Origin of the sequence: Anaerocolumna sp. MB42-C2, from assembly GCF_030913705.1 — a bacterium.
Lineage (GTDB): Bacteria > Bacillota > Clostridia > Lachnospirales > Lachnospiraceae > Anaerocolumna.
The window spans coordinates 1,579,070-1,599,637 of sequence record NZ_CP133190.1 but is presented as its reverse complement, the minus strand read 5'-3'; the positions used below and the strand labels follow the sequence as shown (position 1 = coordinate 1,599,637).

General features: G+C 39.1%; 20 protein-coding genes. 19 read left to right on the top strand and 1 reads right to left on the bottom strand.

The window, feature by feature from the left end:
* Positions 1 to 91: 91 nt before the first annotated feature.
* The 7 genes from RBU59_RS07205 (at position 92) to RBU59_RS07175 (ending at position 7,915) form a co-directional block, all read left to right on the top strand.
* Positions 92 to 808, top strand: coding sequence for a sulfite exporter TauE/SafE family protein (locus tag RBU59_RS07205; protein ID WP_308147203.1), 717 nt, complete (start codon positions 92 to 94; stop codon positions 806 to 808).
* Positions 809 to 850: 42 nt separating this feature from the next.
* A complete protein-coding gene (locus tag RBU59_RS07200; protein ID WP_308147202.1) occupies positions 851 to 1,774 on the top strand; it encodes a recombinase family protein in 924 nt (307 codons plus the stop codon).
* Positions 1,775 to 2,239: 465 nt separating this feature from the next.
* The gene (locus tag RBU59_RS07195) at positions 2,240 to 2,461 is read left to right on the top strand and encodes a helix-turn-helix domain-containing protein (RefSeq protein ID WP_308147201.1); all 222 of its coding nucleotides are present in this window, start codon (positions 2,240 to 2,242) and stop codon (positions 2,459 to 2,461) included.
* The gene (locus RBU59_RS07190) at positions 2,458 to 3,585 is read left to right on the top strand and encodes a DNA cytosine methyltransferase (protein WP_308147200.1); all 1,128 of its coding nucleotides are present in this window, start codon (positions 2,458 to 2,460) and stop codon (positions 3,583 to 3,585) included. The genes RBU59_RS07195 and RBU59_RS07190 overlap by 4 nt, the downstream gene beginning before the upstream one ends.
* Complete coding sequence (locus tag RBU59_RS07185; protein ID WP_308147199.1) at positions 3,582 to 4,697, top strand: DNA cytosine methyltransferase; 1,116 nt, start codon at positions 3,582 to 3,584, stop codon at positions 4,695 to 4,697. Before RBU59_RS07190 ends, RBU59_RS07185 begins: the two co-directional genes overlap by 4 nt.
* An 18-nt stretch (positions 4,698 to 4,715) precedes the next feature.
* The gene (locus RBU59_RS07180; RefSeq protein WP_308147198.1) at positions 4,716 to 6,614 is read left to right on the top strand and encodes an AAA family ATPase; all 1,899 of its coding nucleotides are present in this window, start codon (positions 4,716 to 4,718) and stop codon (positions 6,612 to 6,614) included.
* Between the two features lie 32 nt (positions 6,615 to 6,646).
* Entirely contained in the window at positions 6,647 to 7,915 is a 1,269-nt protein-coding gene (locus tag RBU59_RS07175) for an LlaJI family restriction endonuclease (protein WP_308147197.1), read from the top strand.
* Positions 7,916 to 7,971: 56 nt separating this feature from the next.
* Here the strand turns inward: RBU59_RS07175 and RBU59_RS07170 are convergent, their stop codons facing one another.
* Entirely contained in the window at positions 7,972 to 9,159 is a 1,188-nt protein-coding gene (locus RBU59_RS07170) for a hypothetical protein (protein WP_308147196.1), read from the bottom strand.
* Between the two features lie 852 nt (positions 9,160 to 10,011).
* On the opposite strand from RBU59_RS07170, the gene RBU59_RS07165 reads away from it, so the two are divergent.
* The 12 genes from RBU59_RS07165 (at position 10,012) to RBU59_RS07110 (ending at position 20,556) form a co-directional block, all read left to right on the top strand.
* The gene (locus RBU59_RS07165; RefSeq protein ID WP_308147195.1) at positions 10,012 to 10,569 is read left to right on the top strand and encodes a sigma-70 family RNA polymerase sigma factor; all 558 of its coding nucleotides are present in this window, start codon (positions 10,012 to 10,014) and stop codon (positions 10,567 to 10,569) included.
* 86 nt (positions 10,570 to 10,655) lie between these two features.
* A complete protein-coding gene (locus tag RBU59_RS07160; RefSeq protein ID WP_308147194.1) occupies positions 10,656 to 10,862 on the top strand; it encodes a hypothetical protein in 207 nt (68 codons plus the stop codon).
* Complete coding sequence (locus tag RBU59_RS07155) at positions 10,859 to 11,212, top strand: DNA ligase (RefSeq protein WP_308147193.1); 354 nt, start codon at positions 10,859 to 10,861, stop codon at positions 11,210 to 11,212. Before RBU59_RS07160 ends, RBU59_RS07155 begins: the two co-directional genes overlap by 4 nt.
* The gene (locus RBU59_RS07150; RefSeq protein WP_308147192.1) at positions 11,209 to 12,348 is read left to right on the top strand and encodes a DUF2800 domain-containing protein; all 1,140 of its coding nucleotides are present in this window, start codon (positions 11,209 to 11,211) and stop codon (positions 12,346 to 12,348) included. Before RBU59_RS07155 ends, RBU59_RS07150 begins: the two co-directional genes overlap by 4 nt.
* 14 nt (positions 12,349 to 12,362) lie before the next feature.
* Entirely contained in the window at positions 12,363 to 12,929 is a 567-nt protein-coding gene (locus tag RBU59_RS07145) for a DUF2815 family protein (RefSeq protein ID WP_308147191.1), read from the top strand.
* A 98-nt stretch (positions 12,930 to 13,027) separates the two neighbouring features.
* A complete protein-coding gene (locus RBU59_RS07140) occupies positions 13,028 to 13,168 on the top strand; it encodes a hypothetical protein (RefSeq protein ID WP_308147190.1) in 141 nt (46 codons plus the stop codon).
* A gap of 71 nt (positions 13,169 to 13,239) precedes the next feature.
* Positions 13,240 to 15,222, top strand: coding sequence for a DNA polymerase (locus tag RBU59_RS07135; RefSeq protein ID WP_334307752.1), 1,983 nt, complete (start codon positions 13,240 to 13,242; stop codon positions 15,220 to 15,222).
* A 98-nt stretch (positions 15,223 to 15,320) separates the two neighbouring features.
* On the top strand, positions 15,321 to 16,118 hold the full coding sequence (locus tag RBU59_RS07130) for a phage antirepressor KilAC domain-containing protein (RefSeq protein WP_308147188.1): 798 nt from the start codon (positions 15,321 to 15,323) through the stop codon (positions 16,116 to 16,118).
* Positions 16,108 to 16,533, top strand: coding sequence for a DUF7768 domain-containing protein (locus RBU59_RS07125; protein WP_308147187.1), 426 nt, complete (start codon positions 16,108 to 16,110; stop codon positions 16,531 to 16,533). The genes RBU59_RS07130 and RBU59_RS07125 overlap by 11 nt, the downstream gene beginning before the upstream one ends.
* A complete protein-coding gene (locus tag RBU59_RS07120; RefSeq protein WP_308147186.1) occupies positions 16,533 to 18,779 on the top strand; it encodes a phage/plasmid primase, P4 family in 2,247 nt (748 codons plus the stop codon). The genes RBU59_RS07125 and RBU59_RS07120 overlap by 1 nt, the downstream gene beginning before the upstream one ends.
* Before the next feature lie 147 nt (positions 18,780 to 18,926).
* Entirely contained in the window at positions 18,927 to 19,208 is a 282-nt protein-coding gene (locus tag RBU59_RS07115) for a VRR-NUC domain-containing protein (RefSeq protein ID WP_308147185.1), read from the top strand.
* Positions 19,189 to 20,556 carry a DEAD/DEAH box helicase gene (locus tag RBU59_RS07110; RefSeq protein ID WP_308147184.1) on the top strand — a complete coding sequence of 456 codons (1,368 nt, stop codon included), beginning with the start codon at positions 19,189 to 19,191 and terminating at the stop codon, positions 20,554 to 20,556. The genes RBU59_RS07115 and RBU59_RS07110 overlap by 20 nt, the downstream gene beginning before the upstream one ends.
* Positions 20,557 to 20,568: the final 12 nt, after the last annotated feature.

Genomic DNA, 20,568 nt, shown 5'->3' with positions numbered 1-20,568 from the left:
GACTACTATTATCAAGTTGTATAATGAACATTAAATTAGAATTTGAATATAAGTTATATCGAATAAAAATGAAGGATTTGGAGGGGGCAAAATGGAGATATTAATCCTATTAGTAGGTAGCTTTTTAGCAGCTTTAGTTTCGGGAGCGGCAGGATTTGGTGGTTCATTACTTCTTCTTCCGATAGCAACGGCTTGTGTTGGTGCAGAGGTAGCAGTGCCAGTACTAACAATTGCACAGCTGATAGGAAATATAGCGAGAATGACTACTGGTTGGAAGCAGATTGACTGGAAATCGGTTGGCCTATTTTCTTTGACATCACTTCCGTTGGCAGCGCTTGGAGCTTTTGGGTTTGCACTTTTACCAAAGGATATTGTAACAAGATGTATAGGAGTAGCGTTAATTCTTTTGGTAATTGTAAAGTTTGTAAGTAAAAAGAATTTACCAAAATCGAAATCTACACTTTTAGTCGGTGGTGCCATAACTGGTGGGGTATCAGGACTTGCAGGGAGCGGAGGTCCTATCGGAGCAGCAGTTTTTCTTTCGCTAGGATTGCCACCAGTGGCTTATATAGCAAGTGAAGCGGCTACCGCAACAGCTATGCATATACTTAAAAGCGTAATATATAGTAAATTTACAAATATGAATTATCGTGCATTATTAATTGGACTTACAATGGGTTTGTGTATGATAATAGGAACATATGTTGCTAATCATTTCATAAAGAAAATGGAAAAAGGGAAGTTCCAAAAATATGTTGCAGTCTTATTGTGTGTAGTAGGGATATATATGGCAGTTATTGGTGCATAAGTTCATAGATGCTCATAAAAATGGTGTTATAGAAGGTGCAGTATGTCAGAAAAATCAAGAATACATTTTATACCGCCCAAACCTCCTAAAAGAGATAAACGGGTAGCTGTTTATGCTCGGGTAAGCACAAACGATGCAGAGCAATTAAAAAGCCTTTCAGCACAAGTATCAGCATATACACGGTTAGTAGCATCTACCCCTCAATGGCTTCTGGTAGATGTTTATATGGATGTTGCATCCGGAAAAGCTGGCACAGCAAGAAAAGAATTCGCTCGTATGCTTGAGGACTGCAAGGCTCATAAAATAGAAATTATTCTGACAAAAAACATCAGCCGTTTTGGAAGAGATACCGTTGAGATTTTGGAGGCTTTAAATCAGTTAAAGGTTCTCGGTGTTCGTGTAATATTTGAACAAGAAGATTTGGATACTGCGAATACAGATAGTGACTTGATGATTTCTATTGTAGAAGCAATTGCTCAATCAGAAAACGAATCAAGAAGTGAAAATATAAAATGGGGCATAAAACAACGAGCTGCCAATGGCAGTTCTAAACTTTATGATAGAAAATGCTACGGTTATAAACACGATCCTAATGGCAGCCTTATCATTGATGATGTCGAGGCTGATAATGTAAGAAAAATTTTTAATTTTTATCTTCACGGGAAAAGCGTTCTTGGAATTTTGAAGGAACTTGAACAGCAAGGTATCAAATCACCTACCGGAAAGGATAAATGGTGTAAGCGTAGCATAGATGTGATGCTGAGTAATGAGAAATATGTAGGCACAGTACGGCTCTTAGATTCTGGAGAGCATGGAGTGCAGTATGTTTCAGAAAATAATAATCCGGCAATTATATCAAAAGAGACTTTTAAGGCAGTTCAAATTGAAAAGTCTCGTCGAAGTAATGTGACACAAGCAGAAGACGGAAATCAAAGAAAGAACAAGAAATACAGTTCCAAAAAGTAAAATAGCCTAATCGAGATTGATTACCTCGACATGACAAAAATACTATTTAGACCGCTTAAATACAGTGTTTTTACTGAAAAAAGCGTAATGTGAAAAATAGCCTAAAAATTACATGTTGAGACAGTAGTATTGATGTCAAGGATTGATAAATAAGTGCCGAAAAACGGCTTAAATAAGGGATTTCTGGTATCGAGCAGCTGATTGCCGGATGCCGGGAATCTCTTTTCATTTATCTGTCAGAACTTAGGTATGCCTGGAAGTGGTATAGGGTTGTGGTGACAGGAGTGTTTTTTGGTAGGTTGAGTTGACAGAACTGTTATTTTGAAGATTGAGTTGACAGCGGTTATTTCCTATTAAGCTTCCTATGAACTGTTGAATTTTCGGGGAATTTGTGGTAACATAGGTCTGTTGCAAATTAACAAACTTATGATAATAAATAACGAAATTCGTTATTTGGAGGATGTAATGATTCAAATAAAATTATCAGAGGTATTGGGAAGAGAGAAAATGACGCGTAAGAAGTTAGCAGAACTTACGAATGTTCGCCCTAATACAATCTGTGATTTGTATAATGAAAAGCTTCACAAAATCGATATTGACATTCTTGATAGAATATGTACCGTCTTAGATTGTAGTATATCTGATTTGCTTGAATATAAAAAAGACGATGAGGAGAATGTTAAATGAACGGGTTATCGATGTTTGCCAATGTCGGAATAGCTGAAACCTATTTATCCGAAGTTGGTGTAGATATTGTAGTTGCAAATGAGGTTCTGGAGGAACGCGCACGTTTTTACCAAGATGTCTATCCGAACTGTCATATGGTATGTGGGAACATCCTTGATGCAGAAGTTTTCGAGGAGGTATATAGGGAATCTGTTGAACGCAATGTTCAATTCATCATTGCTACGCCTCCATGCCAAGGAATGAGTCCGGCTGGGAAAAAAGACCCGAGAGATTCAAGAAATAATTTGATTATGAGTGCTGTTGATATGATAATTAGAATTAATCCGGATTTTGTTTTGATTGAAAATGTCATGCAACAGTTAAAAACGAAAATAGAGTATAATGGAGAGTTAATCCTTATACCAGAGTATTTGAAGCGCCGACTTGGAGAAGTATATAACTTTAATGAATATCCAGTTATTGATTCAAAATTTTATGGAGTACCTCAGCAAAGAAAAAGGGCTATATTTCTTCTCTCAAAGAAGACAACTGGAGTACATTGGGAATTTCCTAAAAAGGATGATAAAATTGTTACATTGCGTGATGTAATAGGAGATTTACCATCATTAGACCCATTGATTAAAGAAAAAGAGCATAGAAATATTTTACCAGATTATGAAATGAAAAAGGTGGCAGGACTTAAGGTTTCAAAATGGCATTGTCCACGAGAACACGTATGGAGAAATGTTGAAGTTATGATGCATACGCCAGAGGGACAAAGTGCAAGGAAAAATCCTGTATACTTTCCAAAGAAGAAAGACGGAACAATGGTCGGAGGTGCATTAAGAACTTATATGCGCATGGAATGGGATCGTCCTGCTCCAACCATTACTGCATATAATCACACAATTTCTTCATTCCAAAATGTACATCCAGGACGTCCGACAAGTCAGGAAGGCATATATTCAGATGCCCGTGTACTTACCATATTGGAACTAATGAGAGTGACCACTTTGCCAGATGATTGGAATATTCCAGAGTGGGCTACACCGCAATTGATAAGACAAGTAATAGGAGAAGGAATCCCACCGTTGCTTATTAAAAAAATAGTAGCTCAGCTTGGGCTAAATGCGGAGGAATTATGATTAGAGCAGTTTCACTATTTTCCAATGTAGGAATTGCAGAGACCTACTTAGGAGATTTAAATATTCATGTTGCGGTTGCAAACGAATTGATACCGCAAAGAGCAGCTTTTTATAAACATCTTTATCCAACAACAGAGATGATTGTTGGTGATATTACAGATCCGTCAATCTATAGTGAAGTCATTTCTGCTGCACGAAAAGAAAAGGTTGATTTGTTGATAGCTACTCCGCCGTGTCAAGGAATGAGCATTGCGGGAGAAATGAATCCATATGATGAAAGAAATAGCTTAATTAAGTATGCAATTGATGCTATTCTCGATTTGAAACCAACATATGTGCTGATTGAAAATGTTCCTCAACAGCTTACGACACCAATAACATATGAAAATAAGGAAATAACCATTCCGGAGTATATTGAGAAAAGAATAGGTGCCTTTTACAATATAAATCAAAATAAAGTGTTGGATGCAATGGATTATGGTGTTCCACAGATGCGTAGACGTGCAATTATTCTTTGTGTGGAAAAAGGCACTGGGATTATATGGGAGTTTCCGGAGAAAGAGAAAGAAATTGTTACACTTTCGAAGGTGTTTTCTGGGATCCCAGATATATGGCCTAATGTGAAAGAAAAAGAGTTTCGTGATATTTTGCCTAAAAACACAGAAGAAGTACTGGCTTTCAATAAGTGGCATCGGCCAATGACTCATGTATGGCGTAATATTGAATGTATGCTGTACACGCCAACTGGAAACACAGCCTATGACAATTCAGTTCATTACCCCAAGAAAACAAATGGCGAAAGAGTAAAAGGCTATGACACAGCTTATCATAGAATGTTTTGGGATAAGCCTGGAACTACGATAACAACATATAATTTTAGAATTGGTTCACAGAATAATGTTCATCCGGGTAAGCCTTGGAAGAAAGATGCTAATGGTGATATGATGTATACGAATCCACGTGTACTGACAATTTACGAATTACTTGTAGTTTCCAGTTTACCTGTGGATTGGCACATTCCTGAATGGGCTACAGATAATTTAATAAGAACTGTGATTGGAGAAGGAATTCCACCTTTACTGATTAAAAAAATAATTGCACAGATTGTGTAACATATGAGGAGGTACCATATGGGTGTAACAAAAGAATACAACAAAACCATATTGCAAACCAGTTTTACCAGTCTTGAAGCAATTTATTACTTGCTGAAAGTGGTAAAAGAAAATCAGCCAATGACTTCGGCTGATGGTAAGGATACAATTTTCCCTGTTGCCAGGGCGCGTATCTCGCAGGAACGTGGTGGCGAATGGTCTGAAGACAAAAGAGATACCCATGCTGAACTGACATTGAGAGAAATGGGATTTATTCGCTATGTAGATGCAGAACAGTCAAAATTTGAGGTTTCCGATTTGGGGAATGAATTTCTTGCTTCGTTTGAGTTGGTTGAGACTCCAACAGATGGAGGAAAAGTTAAACTTTCACTAACAGATCTTTTGACGTTAGATGATAAAAATCAGCTATTATTGGATTTACTTCTTCGAATTTCTGTTAAGCAAGAAAAGTACGGACGTAATATAAGACCTTATTTGATATTGTTCAAACTGTTAAGTGAAGCAGAACTAAATGGATATATAACCAGAGACGAATGGGCCAGTTTCATCAATAATTCTTCGTATTTATTAGATTCGCAATATCCGACTATAAAAAATGCCATTTTACAATTTAGAAAAAATGGAAATTCGTGTGAAGCTAAAAAGAGTGACAGAATTCTCACACGTCTTGTGTTATGGCAGGTATTAAATAAGGTGAACGTTCCTAATGAAACCGTAACTTGTTTTGCATTAAATGGGGATTTTGCACGTATTGTGCAATTAAATATGTTACAAGGAAAAGTTGATACTATATCATATCAAGAACATTCAGGTTCAGATGATAGTATTGATTATGACCGTGTAGAAAGAATTTCGGGTGGAATGAATACACTTTTATATGGTGTTCCAGGTTCGGGTAAAAGTTGGACTATTGAACATGAATATTGTTCTTCTGATTGTGCAGTTGAGCGTTTAGTTTTTCACCCCGATTATACAAATGCAGATTTCGTTGGACAAATCCTTCCAGTGGTTGATGAAGATAAACAGGTCACTTATGAGTTCACACCAGGACCATTTACGACTATTATGCATAATGCATATGTACACCCCAACAAGAAATACATCTTGATTATTGAAGAAATCAATAGAGGAAATGCTCCTGCAATTTTTGGAGATGTTTTTCAATTATTAGATAGAATGGTGATTGAAAAAACCGAGAATGGAATTTTGTATCCAATAGGAACAAGCGAATATTACATTACAAATGAAAATGTTGCTCAATGTATTTATGGTAATGCAGAACACAAAGTGCGTATTCCATCCAATTTATCTATATTGGGTACAATGAATACTTCTGACCAAAATGTGTTTACATTAGATACTGCTTTTCAACGTAGATGGCGTATGCGTCTCATAGAAAACAATTTTGATAATGTGAGAGAGTCTTTGGCAAATGCGCATATTCTTGATACAAAAGTTACTTGGAAACTATTCTGTGAAACAGTAAATGAAATTATTATCGGGAATAAGGCTAAGATGGCATCCGCTGAAGATAAACGATTGGGCGTGTATTTTGTTCATGAAAACGATTTGTTATTTGATCAAAAAGCAATGCCATCAGAAGGCTTTGAAACTTTACAAATAGAATTAAATGATTTAGTTCGACATGAATTACTGAAAGATATTACGGAGCCTCAGAAAAAGCGTTTATCTGAGATTCGTGAAGCTCTTATTCATAATCGGCAGTTCCCTGAAAAGGTCATTAAGTATCTTTGGGATGATGCTTTTAAATTTAATCCAGAAGCATTGTTTAACACTGATAATATGGATAGTCTTGAAAGAGTAATTCGTACATTTGTATATTCAAGAGGTGAAAACCGTTTCAGCATCTTTAGACAGTCTGTACGGGAGAAACTATACCCGGCTCAGCAGCAGTAAAAAAGATGTCAAAGAACGGTGGTGAATAATAGTTGGATTTAACAAAAAATCTAAGGCAACGATGTCATGTAAATACAAATGAAGACGGAGACAGTTTTGTTGGTGTTAAAGCTGATACCGATGATGCCGTAATTTACTTCCCAATCGGTTATCGGCTTCCAGACAATGATGATGATTTAAGGGTCGACATCAATAATTTGTTTGGGGTATTGGCTGCTTTCATGAAAGAGGATAGAGTTATTGAATCACCAAAGTTTGAAGCACCCAGAACCGTAGATTTTCCAATTCATGCATATTTAACAGTAATCAGAGATTTTCTCAGAACTGGGCGCTATTATGTTGAGACAGACCCACAGTTCATAACTGACACAAAAGGAAGAACATCCTGGCCTCGTACAGTGAGAGATCAAAGGGCATTAATTCAAAAAAATGGATCCTTAGTGTTCACTAACATGACAGTGCGTTCATCAACTCCAAACGCAAACAAAGAAATAACGCAAATTCATCGCTTTTGTGTGTATGAAGCTTTTGAAAAATTAGGATGGTTATATGTTCCATTTATGCCGGAGAAACCTGGAACATATTCTGGAATTCGTGCATCCATTTATATGCTTACAAAGAAACTAGCAAGTACAAATAATGATGTGGAACAGGAATTGTTTGGTGCAATGAAAGCCATGCTTGAATACTTGGATGAAAAAAGTTCGGACGCACAGTACTTTTTTGGAACGGATCATTTTGATACTGTCTGGGAAAAAATGATTGATAAGGCATTTGGGGTTGAAGATAAGGCACAGTATTTCCCACGTACACGATGGCTTTTGGATTACGGCCCAGATAAAGAGAAAACACCATTGTATCCAGATTCCATTATGATATACGGAGATAAATACTATGTGCTGGATGCGAAATGCTACCGATATGGATGGACTGCAAAGGGAGAGAATTTGCCAAATGGCACTGATATCAATAAGCAGATAACCTATGGCGAATACATAGAACGTGTAAAGGGTATTCCCAATGAGCGATTGTTCAATTGTTTCATCATGCCGTACAACAAAGATGATAATTTGTTTCATATGAACGGTAATGTTGGTAATATTGGTGAGGCAGTGGGAGATTGGAGATATGATGCTTCAAACCCCAAAATGAAGAATTACGAGCGTATTCAAGGAATAGTAATGGATACCAGGTATCTTATGTATAATTATATTGGTACACCGGAACAGCAAAAGCAAGATTTAATTCGTTGCATCGAAAAGGTTGTGTCCAGAGGATTGGTTTCACCGCCACGCAGCTAACAAATATAAAGGCCTCCGCTTATAGCAGTTGATTGCTATTAAGCGGAGGTCTTTTTTTATTTGTTAGCAAGTTTGCGTTGACGGCTTCTGCGTTGTGCTGCCGCATTTGCACAAGCTGGGCAACAATATTTTTTGTTTGTAACAGTGGCATTTATCAGAAAATACTTCTGATGCTGACAATTCGGGTTTTCACATTCCTTGTAAAGTTCTACTCCCGGCTTCATATAGAAGATTGAAAAATAAAGTGCTTCAAGCAAACTGTTGAGTTTCCATGACGGAGCTAAGGTTTTTGCACTAAACTGAGGGGAGATTCCTTTTAGGTTTGCATTAATTTCTTCACTTATAACAATTTCTGCTATCTTCAACAGAGAATCTTTCATTGTATCCGTAAATTTATCTCGTTTTGGTTCTGTATGATATAATATTCGATTAACCTCGACATCTTTGAATACTCCTACTTTTGTTTCGTAGTGGTAGTAAAAATCTATAATTGTACGCAGCTTATCATCAGAACTAGGATAATTTGTGTATAAGGCAAAGAGGTTTTTAAAATGCCAGTCTCTACTTCCTGTTAATCCGCTTATCCCATCACTCATGACCATTCCTGCTAATTCATCAATGTATACCTTATTATAGCCGTTGACGATAGTATCTTTAATAGCAATGCATTCATTGTCATATAATTCTTGGTTTCTGTTTGTGTCAGGCATGATGTTGTATTCTCGAATGAGTTTAGTAAATAAATGATTATTTGAGTCATACTCCCCTGTGGACATTGTCAAATGGACGGGCTCGGTGAATAATAAGTAAGTAGCGCAGATTAGCATTTTCTTATAATCTCTTTTCCCAGCAATCGTACTCATTAGCATTACAGTTGCTTTGATACGATTTACGATTTCAAGCAGAGCATTATCATCAATGGCTTCATATTGTTCACTGCTGATAGGAAAAAGAAAACCATATTTTTCAAAGAATGCGATAATTGCATCCACATCTCCGATTGGTACGGCTAAAAGCTGCCCCAGTATATTCTCCGAAATAACGCCACCAGCGTTTCCTGACTGATTCAACCCTTTCTGTGGTGCATACGAAAAATGGATTACCTCCTCCGGAACGGAAAACAGCTTTAAGTTATAATGTGGTGGTTGCCCTGGCGTTGTGTAGACTGTCTCTTTTTGGCACACGCAAGTGCAGTTCTCATATTCAAATAGATTATTAAGAAAAAAATCTAAATTATTTTTCATTCTTATTACACCTCTCTTGGAAAAAAATGATAAAAAAAATATCTCAAAAATGACAGTGTTCATTATGAAGTGGATTTGTGGAATATTAACATTTACTTTTTATATTATTATATACTAAAAATAAAGAGAATACAATATAAAACCCATTACTATAACGTTATCAGTAATGGGCTTTTTTAGGTGTATTTTCTTATTATTAGTTGAATAGTAAAATGAAAAAGTGCTTAAAAGGGTGACAAGCTAATGGATAAATTGAACTGAAATATCACGTTTCATGTAGACGGTTCAGCATATCAGATAAAATCTAATTATAAGTTTCCTTGGAAATTCACTTTTGACATAGAGATCAAAAATTTCTATGAAGTGACAATGAAAAACGTTCAGTGGTCTCATGCAAGTGTCATTGCCGCATTGAATGGCTTCTGTAATAACGCAGCCTTCATTTTCATTTGTTGCGCAATCTGGCACCTGCCAGTAACTCAGAAGATAGATTTTAGGATATGTTATGCGGGTTTCACGCTTATAGTCCGGAAGTTTTCGAACGAATTGTATTCCACCTTAAAGACAACTTCTTCTTTTTGGTATGGAATATGTGAGCATTTATCATTTTTTATAAGGTGAGCAGTCAACCTTAATAGGCTGAATAAATAATATCACAGGCCTGATTAGCTATAGGGGCTGGGATACAAATATTGAAACCGTCACTGTGAAAGCAGTGATGGGTGCAATATGAAGTACCCTAATTTTCCTATGCCCTAATCAGGCCTTTTCAATTGGTGTACTTCAAAAGCACATACCTTATTTGTTTCCTTGCCCCTATGCGAGTACCAGGCAGAAAGGCAAGGAATTTTTATGAAAATTCGTAAAACAAGAAAAGAAGAACGTGGGGTATATAGATACCCAATCAGTGTACCAGATGGTAATGGAGGCTATCGTCAAGACAACATTATTATTCGACCAGGAGAAAATGAAATAACCGAAGCTTGGATATCTACACTTCATTCATTGGATGACAGTGAGGTTTATTACAACTGTAAGAATGGACATCCACCTATGACAGCAGATGAAAAAGCTGCAAGAAAGGACTGGGAAGAAGAACATCCAGGTGAAAAGTACTCTACTGGCTGGAATCTGTCATTAGATTATTATGCAGATTCTGATGATGATTCAGCGGACAAGCAGAATTTCTTAGAAGATACATCTGTTTCAAATGGAGATGATGTATCGTCAGAAGTAGAGCATTTGCATGAACTAGTAGATACCATGACTGACCGACAGCAGGAAGTATACAAGCTTCTCTTTATAGAAGAATGCTCATTAACAGAGACTGCAGCAATCCTTGGTATGAGCGTACCAACTGTTTACAACCATAAAAAACGTATCTTAGAAATTATCAAAAAGAATTTCTAAAAAATTTCCAAGGGGCTAATAAACCGACTGTTTTCTTTGACTGTGACTTGTAAGGGAGATGACCTTACAGAAAGCGAGGTGGTGATATGGCATTGAAACACAAAATCATTATTAATGTCACTGATCCTAGCGGAAAGAAAGCCACTGTTTTAAGAGGTGCAGATATGAGATTGCCTTCGAGAATTGTGAAGTTCCTTTTTGGAGATTTCACCCAGGTATATCTTCTTGCACCGGGACAGTCGGTTGCATCCGTGGATGTAAAAGAAGTCGAGGAAGGAGGCAACGTTTCATGAGTAAGATGAGCGAACTGGCAGCAGAAATTGCTGAACTGAAACACTGTGGTGAAATTCTTATTGGTATTTCAGAATCGCTGACTGCGATATTTTCTGCATCAGAGGAACATACGGAAAAGCAGCATATAAAAAAGACAGCTGTTAAAAAGGAAGAAAAGCCAAAGGAAACTCCAAAACAGGAGAAAATCCTATCCCTAACGGATGTTCGTGCAGTTCTTGCTGAGAAATCCCGTAACGGTTATACGGCAGAGGTTAAAGCACTTTTAAATAAGCATGGTGCAGACAAGTTGTCTGAGATTGACCCAGCAGAATATCCGGCACTGCTTGCGGATGCGGAGGCAATTGGATGAGCCACAAACACGCATTACTTTCTGCATCCTCCAGTCACAGGTGGCTGGAGTGCCCACCCTCAGCAAGGCTTAGTGAAAGCTATGAGGACAAGGGTAGCGAATATGCACAGCAAGGTACGGATGCTCACAGCCTTTGTCAGTACAAATTAGAAAAAGCATTGGGCATAAAAACCAAAGACCCCACAGGCAACCTTACTTATTATGATGCAGAGATGGAACAGTGTGCGGAAGATTATGCAGGCTATGTTCTGGAACTGCTGGAGGCGGTAAGACAAATCTGTAAAGATCCTATTGTTCTGATTGAACAGAAACTAGATTTTTCAAGGTTTGTGGAGAATGGGTTTGGTACTGGGGACTGCGTAATTATTGCAGACGGTACACTGTATGTCATCGATTATAAGCATGGTCAAGGTGTTCTTGTATCGGCTATGGAGAACACGCAGATGCAATGTTATGCCATAGGTGCATTGGAACTCTTTGATGGGATTTATGATATCAATGCTGTATGCATGACAATCTATCAGCCACGTAAAGAAAATGTCAGTATGTTCACTATGTCAAAGGATGATCTATATTCCTGGGCAGAAAACATCCTTGCACCTACAGCGAAACTTGCTTATGCAGGAGAAGGCGAATATAAAGCAGGAGAACACTGTCAGTTCTGTCAGGCAAAGGCGGTATGCCGTAAACGTGCTGAGTACAATCTGGAACTTGCCCGTTATGATTTTGAGATGCCTGCAACATTGGAAACTGATGAGATTGCAGCAATTCTACCAAAGGTGGATGAACTGATTTCCTGGGTGAATGACATCAAGGAATATGCTCTTCAGCAGGCTCTTAGTGGTACCGATTATCACGGATTCAAGGTTGTCGAGGGTCGTTCCAACAGAAAATACACGGATGAATCCGCTGTGGCAGATGCCGTTACTGCAGCAGGTTTTGATCCATATGAACAGAAACTGCTTGGCATCACGGCAATGGTATCAGAACTTGGCAAAAAGAAATTTGATGAAATCCTTGGCAACTTTACTTATAAGCCACAGGGTAAACCAACACTCGTACCGGAGAGTGATAAGCGTCCGGCTATCAATAACAGCAATGCTGCATTAGCAGCTGAAGATTTTAGTGAAAATTAAAGGAGGACAATATTATGTCAAACAAAGTTAACAACCCTATGAAGGTAATCACAGGTCCAGATACTCGCTGGAGTTATGCAAATGTTCATGAGCCAAAGTCTATTAATGGTGGCACTCCAAAGTACAGCGTATCTCTTATCATTCCAAAGTCTGATGCCAAAACGGTAGCAAAAATCCAGGCTGCAATTGAGGCCGCATACAAGGAGGGCGAAAGCAAGCTGAAGGGCAATGGCAGAACAGTTCCTGCACTTTCTGTACTTAAAACACCTCTTCGTGACGGCGATACCGAAAGACCAGATGATGAGGCATATGCTGATTGCTATTTTATCAATGCCAACAGTGCAGCAGCTCCTGGCATTGTGGATGCAGACCGCCAACCTATCATTGACCGCTCTGAGGTTTACTCTGGTGTTTACGGACGTGCAAGCATTAACTTCTATGCTTTTAATTCCAACGGCAACAAGGGTATTGCCTGTGGCCTCAATAACCTTCAGAAAATCAAGGATGGTGAACCTCTAGGTGGCAAATCCCGTGCGGAGGATGATTTTGAAACCGAAGACGAGAACGATTTCCTGTCTTAATCGCAATGTAACAATGTCAATCAAGTGGCCGTGGAGATTGGCTCATATTTGAGCCAGCCTCTATGTTCACGATAATCTAAGAAAACGAGGTAAAGGATATGAATACAATTTTGGTAATTATTTTAGTTACATTCTTCAGTATCAATATGGGTGGCAGTGCTTATATGTTCTTCACACTGATTCGTGATGACATTCGCTCCGAACGCAAGAAGAAAAAAGAACAGCTTAATCAGCAGTAAATCACGAGCGGGCGGCAGGAGTAATCTTTGCCGCCTTGTTTGTTATGGAAGGAGGGAAATTCTTGAGTGAAATAAAAACGCTCTCAATTGATATTGAAACATACAGTGATATCGATCTGAGTAAATGCGGTGTATATAAATATGCTGAGTCCGAGAACTTTGAAATTCTGCTATTTGGCTACGCGGTAAACGGCGGTGAAGTGCAGGTGGTAGACCTTGTCGATGGTGAGAAACTTCCAATGGAGATTATTGCGGCCCTGACAGATGATACTGTGACCAAGTGGGCATTTAATTCATCCTTTGAGCGTATCTGCCTATCTGCATGGCTTCGTAGAAATTACCCTGAACATTTTTGCAGTTACAGTATAGAGGAAGATATGGTAGAAAAATTCCTAGACCCGTCTTCGTGGAAATGCTCCATGATATGGTCTGCCTATATGGGACTGCCGTTATCACTGGCAGGAGCAGGTGCTGTACTGGGACTAGAAGAACAGAAGTTGAAAGAAGGCAAAGACCTTATCCGATATTTCTGTGTTCCTTGTAAACCAACTAAGACGAATGGTGGACGTAATCGTAATCTGCCACATCATGATAAAGCTAAGTGGGATACTTTTGTTTTCTACAATAAGCGGGATGTTGAAGTGGAAATGTCCATACAGAAAAAACTCTCCAAGTTCCCTGTCCCCGATTTTATATGGGATGAATATCATCTTGACCAGGAGATCAATGACCGTGGTATTGAACTTGATATGACTGTAGTAGAACAGGCTATTGATATGGATGCTCGCTCAAAAACAGAACTTAATAACGCAATTAAGGAACTGACACAGCTTGATAATCCTAACTCTGTGCAGCAGATGAAACAGTGGCTTTCTGATAATGGATTGGAAACAGATACCTTAGGTAAAAAGGCAGTGGCAGAATTATTAAAGGCAACTACTGAACCACTAAGAACGGTGCTATCTCTCCGTCAGCAGCTTGCCAAATCATCGGTAAAGAAATACCAAGCAATGCAGAACGCAGTATGTGCAGATGGCAGAGCGAGAGGGATGTTTCAGTTTTATGGTGCCAACCGCAGTGGAAGATGGGCTGGCAGGATGATTCAATTGCAGAACCTACCACAAAATCATATGCCGGACTTGGAACAGGCTCGTGGTCTTGTGAGAAACGGAAATTATAAGGCACTGGAACTTTTATATGACGATATTCCAGACACTTTATCACAACTTATCCGTACTGCCTTTGTGCCAAGACAAGGATATAAGTTTGTGGTAGCAGACTTTTCGGCGATCGAGGCAAGAGTGTTATCATTTCTTGCAGATGAGTCCTGGCGAAGCGATGTCTTTAAGAATAATGGTGATATCTATTGTGCATCTGCATCAGCTATGTTTGGTGTACCTGTAGAAAAGCACGGATTGAACAGTAGTCTCAGACAAAAAGGGAAAATAGCTGAATTGGCACTGGGATACGGTGGCTCGGTTGGTGCATTAACAGCAATGGGTGCCTTGGATATGGGGCTTAAGGAAGAAGAATTGCAGCCGCTTGTGGATGCCTGGAGAAAGGCAAATCCAAATATTGTGCAGTTCTGGTGGGATGTTGACCGTGCTGTTAAAACTGCTATTAAACAGAAAGCAACAATAGAGTGCCACGGGATCTATTTTATTTGTAAAAGTGGAATGCTCTTTATTCAGCTGCCATCAAGGAGAAGACTTGCTTATGTGAAACCTCGCATCGGAGAGAATCAGTTTGGTGGTGAGTCTGTAAATTACGAAGGTATCGGTGGCACAAAGAAATGGGAACGTATCGAAAGCTATGGACCTAAGTTCGTGGAAAATATCGTGCAGGCAATCAGTCGGGATATTCTTATGTTTGCAATGCAAACACTGAGTCACTGCTTTATCTGTGGTCATGTTCATGATGAACTGATTCTTGAATGCAGCATGGGAACTTCTGTTGATACCATATGTAAACAAATGGGCAGGACACCACCGTGGATTAGCGGGTTGTTACTTCGTGCTGATGGATATGAAACTATGTTCTATAAAAAAGATTAAATATTTTTTCAAGGGGGCTAAAATATAGCCTTCTTTTTTTGACTGTGACTTGAGGGACAAAGGTTCTTCAAAAAATCTTATAACAGGAGGTAATTCTTATGAATGAATTACAAGTTTTCCAAAGTACAGAGTTTGGCTCTGTAAGAGCAGTCACAGTCAATGGTGTTCCCTATTTTGTGGGAAGAGATATAGCCGATATTCTTGGCTATGAAAGACCCGCAAAGGCAATTCTCGATCATGTAGATGAAGATGATAAAGATGAAGTCCCAATTCAGGACGCCATCGGAAGAATGCAAAACACACCTGTTATTAATGAAAGTGGTCTTTATAGTCTTATTCTTTCAAGTAGGATGCCAAGTGCGAAAAAGTTCAAGCGTTGGGTAACTAGTGAGGTTCTCCCTGCTATCCGCAAACATGGTGTTTATGCAGTTGACGAGTTATTGGCTGACCCAGATATGTTGATTGCAGCACTTACGAAACTAAAGTCAGAGCGTGATAGAAATAAGGCTCTTTCTGAAACGGTAGCAGTACAAAATCAGCAGATTGTAGAGATGAAACCCAAAGCATCTTATTATGAGGTGGTACTTAACTGTAAAGACCTAGTTGCCATTTCTGTTATTGCGAAAGATTACGGCTGGAGTGCCAATCGTATGAACAGATATCTTCATGACAAGGGTGTTCAGTTTAAGCAGAGTGCTATCTGGCTTTTGTATCAGAAATATGCGGAAAAAGGATACACAAGCACGAAAACTCACAGCTATCCTGGCAATGACGGCAGTATTCATACAAAGGTTCATACTTACTGGACGCAAAAAGGCAGACTCTTTATCTACAGTCTTATGAAGGAAGATGGATATTATCCTTTGATTGAACAGGAGGATGAATATGGGAATTGATAAATTTAACAGCGAGGGTTATTTTGACCCGACTCCCTATGAAGCATTAACCAAAGTTGAAAATGAAGAGAGAGCAGCCCGCAAGGCTGCCTCTTTCCGACCTTTGGTGTATATCTGTTCTCCCTATTCAGGCGATGTGGCGAGAAACGTATATCTAGCAAAGTTATTTAGTCGATTTGCAGTTGTGAAAAATGCAATACCGATTGCACCACATCTTCTTTTCCCACAGTTTATGGATGAAAGCACGGAAAGAGGTCTTGCTATGTTTATGGATATGGTTCTGCTTGGAAAATGCAGTGAAGTATGGGTATTTGGCAACACCATATCGGAAGGGATGTCAGCTGAGATTGCAAAGGCACAGAAACAAAGAAAAGTAATCCGCTACTTTACGGAAGATTTGGAGGAGAAAGCATAATGGAATTAACCTTATTTACGGCAGACTGTGTGGGGAGTCTGTCTAATTGTGTTTATCCTCACAAAGCTGTAATTAAAGATGAAGAATCATTAAAACGAGCGGTAATACATGATCATGTAACAGCTGAGTATAAGAACAACTATCGCAGTAATGCAAATTTTATAAAAGCTGATAATGTTCCGCTTGATTGTGATAATGATCATTCAGATAACCCAGACGAATGGGTTACTCCATTTGAAGTTGCACTTGTTTTTCAAGATGTTTCTTTTGCAGTTGTTTACAGCCGAAACCATATGAAAACAAAAGAAAATAAATCTGCCCGTCCAAGATTTCATGTTTACTTCATTACACCTGTGATTACAGCTCCAGAGGAATATGCTGAACTGAAAAAACAAATTGCTGCCTCTTTCCCATATTTTGATAACAATGCACTGGATAGTGCCAGACTCCTTTTTGGTACTGCGGATGCAGAAGTAGAAATTTATAGCGGCAGTAAAAATATTGTGGAGTATCTTGATGAAATTGCATTTGAAGAGTGGGAACAAAGTAAAGAGGAAATCCCACAAGGGCAGCGTAATAGCACCATGTCACACTATGCCGGAAAAATCATCAAGCGCTATGGGAATTCAGAAAAAGCATATAATCTGTTTTTGAAACAGGCAGAGAATTGCAATCCACCGCTTGAAGAAAGTGAGTTAAAAATCATCTGGGGCAGTGCTGTCAATTTTGGAAAAAAGGTATCCTCTCAGAATGGCTATATACCACCGGAGCAGTTTAATTCAAACTTGCAGCTTAAGCCGGAGGATTATTCTGATGTAGGTCAGGCAACGGTAATGGCAAAAGAATATGAATGTCTTTTACGATATTCACCTGCTACAGATTATATTGTGTACAACGGAAGCTTCTGGGAAGAATCAAAACCTAAATCACAGGCGGTTGCACAGGAACTTACTTCCAGACAGCTTGAAGAGGCTGAAACTGAAATCAAGAAAGTTACCAACGAAATGATGCAAAATGGTGCGTGGGAGATACTTGCGGCAATGGGTCCGAAGAAAGCTGTATCCTCATTTAATGAACAGCAGGCACACTCTTTTGATAAATATCAAAGTGCTGTTACCTACCGAAACTATGCCATCAAACGCAGGGATTCCAAGTATATTACTTCAGCATTAAAGGAGGCTCGCCCTATGCTCGAAATTGAACAGCGTACCTTGGATGCCGACGAATTTTTATTGAATGCTCCATCAGTTACTTATGACCTTCGTAATGGAATAACAGCACCAATGGAACATGATCCGCTCAACTTTATTACTAAGCAGACGGCTGTTGATCCTGATAATATGGGTGTTGAAATATGGGAGAATGCACTTGATACATTCTTCTGTGGTGATGCAGACCTTACCAGCTATGTGCAGGAAATTGTAGGGTTATCTGCTATTGGAAAAGTATATGTAGAGGCTCTTATCATTGCTTATGGTGAAGGACGAAACGGAAAGTCAACCTTTTGGAATGCAGTGTCCAGGGTTCTTGGCTCATACAGCGGAAATATGTCTGCAGATATGTTGACCGTTGGCTGCAGGAGAAATGTAAAGCCTGAACTGGCTGAAGCCAAAGGTAAAAGATTGTTGATTGCAGCTGAGTTGGAAGAAGGTATGAGGCTGAACACCTCTAATGTTAAACAGCTGTGTTCCACCGATGAAATTTATGCAGAGAAAAAATACAAAGACCCGTTTTCCTATATTCCAAGCCATACATTGGTGCTGTATACCAACCATCTGCCAAAGGTCGGTGCGATTGACAAAGGCACATGGCGAAGGTTGATTGTAATTCCTTTTGGGGCAAAGATTGAAGGCAGTGCAGATGTGAAGAACTATGCGGATTTTCTGTTTGAAAATGCAGGAGGAGCAATTCTTTCATGGGTCATTGAGGGTGCGAAAAAGGTAATCAGCCATAACTATAAAATTACCACTCCGCAGCAAGTCAAGGATGCCATTGAGGATTACAAAGAAAACAATGACTGGCTTAGCCATTTTTTGACAGAATGCTGTGAGGTGGAAGATTCTTATACCGCAAAGTCCGGCGAGGTCTATAACTCATACCGTGCCTATTGTATACAGGTGGGTGAGTTTATTCGCAGTACAGCAGATTTCTACACTGCCTTGGAATCCGCAGGATTCGGCCGTAAGAAAACAAGAGCCTGCAACATTATCACTGGACTCCGATTAAAGTCGGAATTCTTGGAATAAAGCCATTTTCCCAATAGTGTGGAGGTCTATGGAAGTCTTATATATAACTTCTCTTAGAAGTAAAAAAATAAGACTATATAAAAAGTTAAGGAAATGCATTCCATAGACCTCCTCACCTACCCAAAATTATGACTGATGGAGGTATTCATGAGAGAAAAAGTAATAGAACAGAAGCTTGTGGCAGCAGTAAAGAAAAATGGTGGTATCTGTCCGAAGTTCACATCTCCAGGCTTTGATGGAATGCCTGATAGATTGGTATTGATGCCTGGTGGTAGGTTTGCTTTTGTAGAGGTTAAGGCTCCGGGGCAGAAACCAAGACCACTGCAGGCAGCAAGGCATAAATTATTACATTGTTTAGGATTTAGAGTATACATCTTGGATGATGAAAGCAAGATTGGAGGGATACTGGATGAAATACGAGCCACATAGTTATCAGCAGTTTGCCATTTCATATATTGAGGAACATCCTGTGGCAGCAGTTCTTTTGGATATGGGTTTAGGAAAAACGAGCATTACGCTGACTGCCATTAATGATTTGCTGTTTGATAGCTTTGATATTCATAAAGTCCTTGTGGTTGCGCCTCTTCGTGTAGCAAGAAATACATGGTCTGATGAAATCAGCAAATGGGAACATCTGAGTGACCTGCGTTATGCCATAGCGGTTGGCACAGAATCTGAAAGAGTGGCGGCGCTGATATCCAAAGCAGATATTTATATCATCAACCGTGAAAATGTACAGTGGCTGATTGAGGCAAGTGGTGTTTCTTTTGATTTTGATATGGTGATTGTAGATGAGTTGTCATCTTTCAAGAACCACCAGGCAAAACGATTCAGAGCCTTAATGAAAGTAAGACCGAAGGTCAGAAGAATGGTAGGTCTTACGGGTACGCCATCGAGCAATGGACTTATGGATTTATTTGCAGAATTTAAGTTGCTGGATATGGGAGAACGGCTTGGAAGATTTATTGGTCAGTACAGAAGTGCATATTTCAAGCCGGATAAAATGAATGGTCAGATTGTTTTTTCCTATAAGCCACTGCCAGGAGCAGAACAGCAAATCTACAACAAAATATCAGATATCACGATTTCCATGAAGTCTACCAACCATATAAAGATGCCGGAACTTGTAAATTCCAGATATGTGGTGCATTTATCAGAAAAAGAGCAGGAAAGATATGAAGAACTGAAAAAGGACCTGGTATTACAGATGCCTGATGGTGATATAACAGCTGCCAATGCTGCATCACTTTCCACCAAGCTGTGTCAGATGGCAAATGGTGCAGTATATTCCGATGATGAGAATATCTTAAAAATTCATGATAAGAAACTGGATGCCCTTGAAGATATTATCGAGGCGGCAAATGGAAAACCTATATTGGTGGCTTACTGGTTTAAACATGATTTTCAGCGAATCACCGAAAGGCTGTATAAGCTGAAAGTACCGTTTGCCAGACTGGATACCGATGCAAGTATCCGAAAGTGGAATGCAGGAGAACTTCCTGTGGCACTGATTCATCCGGCATCTGCCGGACACGGACTTAATCTTCAGAGTGGAGGTTCAACCCTTGTGTGGTTTGGACTTACTTGGAGCCTGGAACTGTATCAGCAGACAGTGGCAAGATTATGGAGGCAGGGTCAGAGTTCTAATACCGTAGTAGTACAACACATTATTGCCAAAGGCACAATCGATGAACGTGTGATGAGGGCATTATCCTTAAAAGATAGCACACAGTCTGCATTGATTGATGCTGTTAAGGCAGAAATTTCAGTAAAATAATAGGAAAATCTA

Coding starts and splice junctions, on each gene's coding strand:
- RBU59_RS07130 (WP_308147188.1), top strand. CDS start 15,321: ATGAATGAATTACAAGTTTTCCAAAGTACAGAGTTTGGCTCTGTAAGA.
- RBU59_RS07185 (WP_308147199.1), top strand. CDS start 3,582: ATGATTAGAGCAGTTTCACTATTTTCCAATGTAGGAATTGCAGAGACC.
- RBU59_RS07165 (WP_308147195.1), top strand. CDS start 10,012: ATGAAAATTCGTAAAACAAGAAAAGAAGAACGTGGGGTATATAGATAC.
- RBU59_RS07195 (WP_308147201.1), top strand. CDS start 2,240: ATGATTCAAATAAAATTATCAGAGGTATTGGGAAGAGAGAAAATGACG.
- RBU59_RS07180 (WP_308147198.1), top strand. CDS start 4,716: ATGGGTGTAACAAAAGAATACAACAAAACCATATTGCAAACCAGTTTT.
- RBU59_RS07140 (WP_308147190.1), top strand. CDS start 13,028: ATGAATACAATTTTGGTAATTATTTTAGTTACATTCTTCAGTATCAAT.
- RBU59_RS07110 (WP_308147184.1), top strand. CDS start 19,189: ATGAAATACGAGCCACATAGTTATCAGCAGTTTGCCATTTCATATATT.
- RBU59_RS07125 (WP_308147187.1), top strand. CDS start 16,108: ATGGGAATTGATAAATTTAACAGCGAGGGTTATTTTGACCCGACTCCC.
- RBU59_RS07160 (WP_308147194.1), top strand. CDS start 10,656: ATGGCATTGAAACACAAAATCATTATTAATGTCACTGATCCTAGCGGA.
- RBU59_RS07150 (WP_308147192.1), top strand. CDS start 11,209: ATGAGCCACAAACACGCATTACTTTCTGCATCCTCCAGTCACAGGTGG.
- RBU59_RS07155 (WP_308147193.1), top strand. CDS start 10,859: ATGAGTAAGATGAGCGAACTGGCAGCAGAAATTGCTGAACTGAAACAC.
- RBU59_RS07200 (WP_308147202.1), top strand. CDS start 851: ATGTCAGAAAAATCAAGAATACATTTTATACCGCCCAAACCTCCTAAA.
- RBU59_RS07190 (WP_308147200.1), top strand. CDS start 2,458: ATGAACGGGTTATCGATGTTTGCCAATGTCGGAATAGCTGAAACCTAT.
- RBU59_RS07145 (WP_308147191.1), top strand. CDS start 12,363: ATGTCAAACAAAGTTAACAACCCTATGAAGGTAATCACAGGTCCAGAT.
- RBU59_RS07115 (WP_308147185.1), top strand. CDS start 18,927: ATGAGAGAAAAAGTAATAGAACAGAAGCTTGTGGCAGCAGTAAAGAAA.
- RBU59_RS07170 (WP_308147196.1), bottom strand. CDS start 9,159: ATGAAAAATAATTTAGATTTTTTTCTTAATAATCTATTTGAATATGAG.
- RBU59_RS07120 (WP_308147186.1), top strand. CDS start 16,533: ATGGAATTAACCTTATTTACGGCAGACTGTGTGGGGAGTCTGTCTAAT.
- RBU59_RS07205 (WP_308147203.1), top strand. CDS start 92: ATGGAGATATTAATCCTATTAGTAGGTAGCTTTTTAGCAGCTTTAGTT.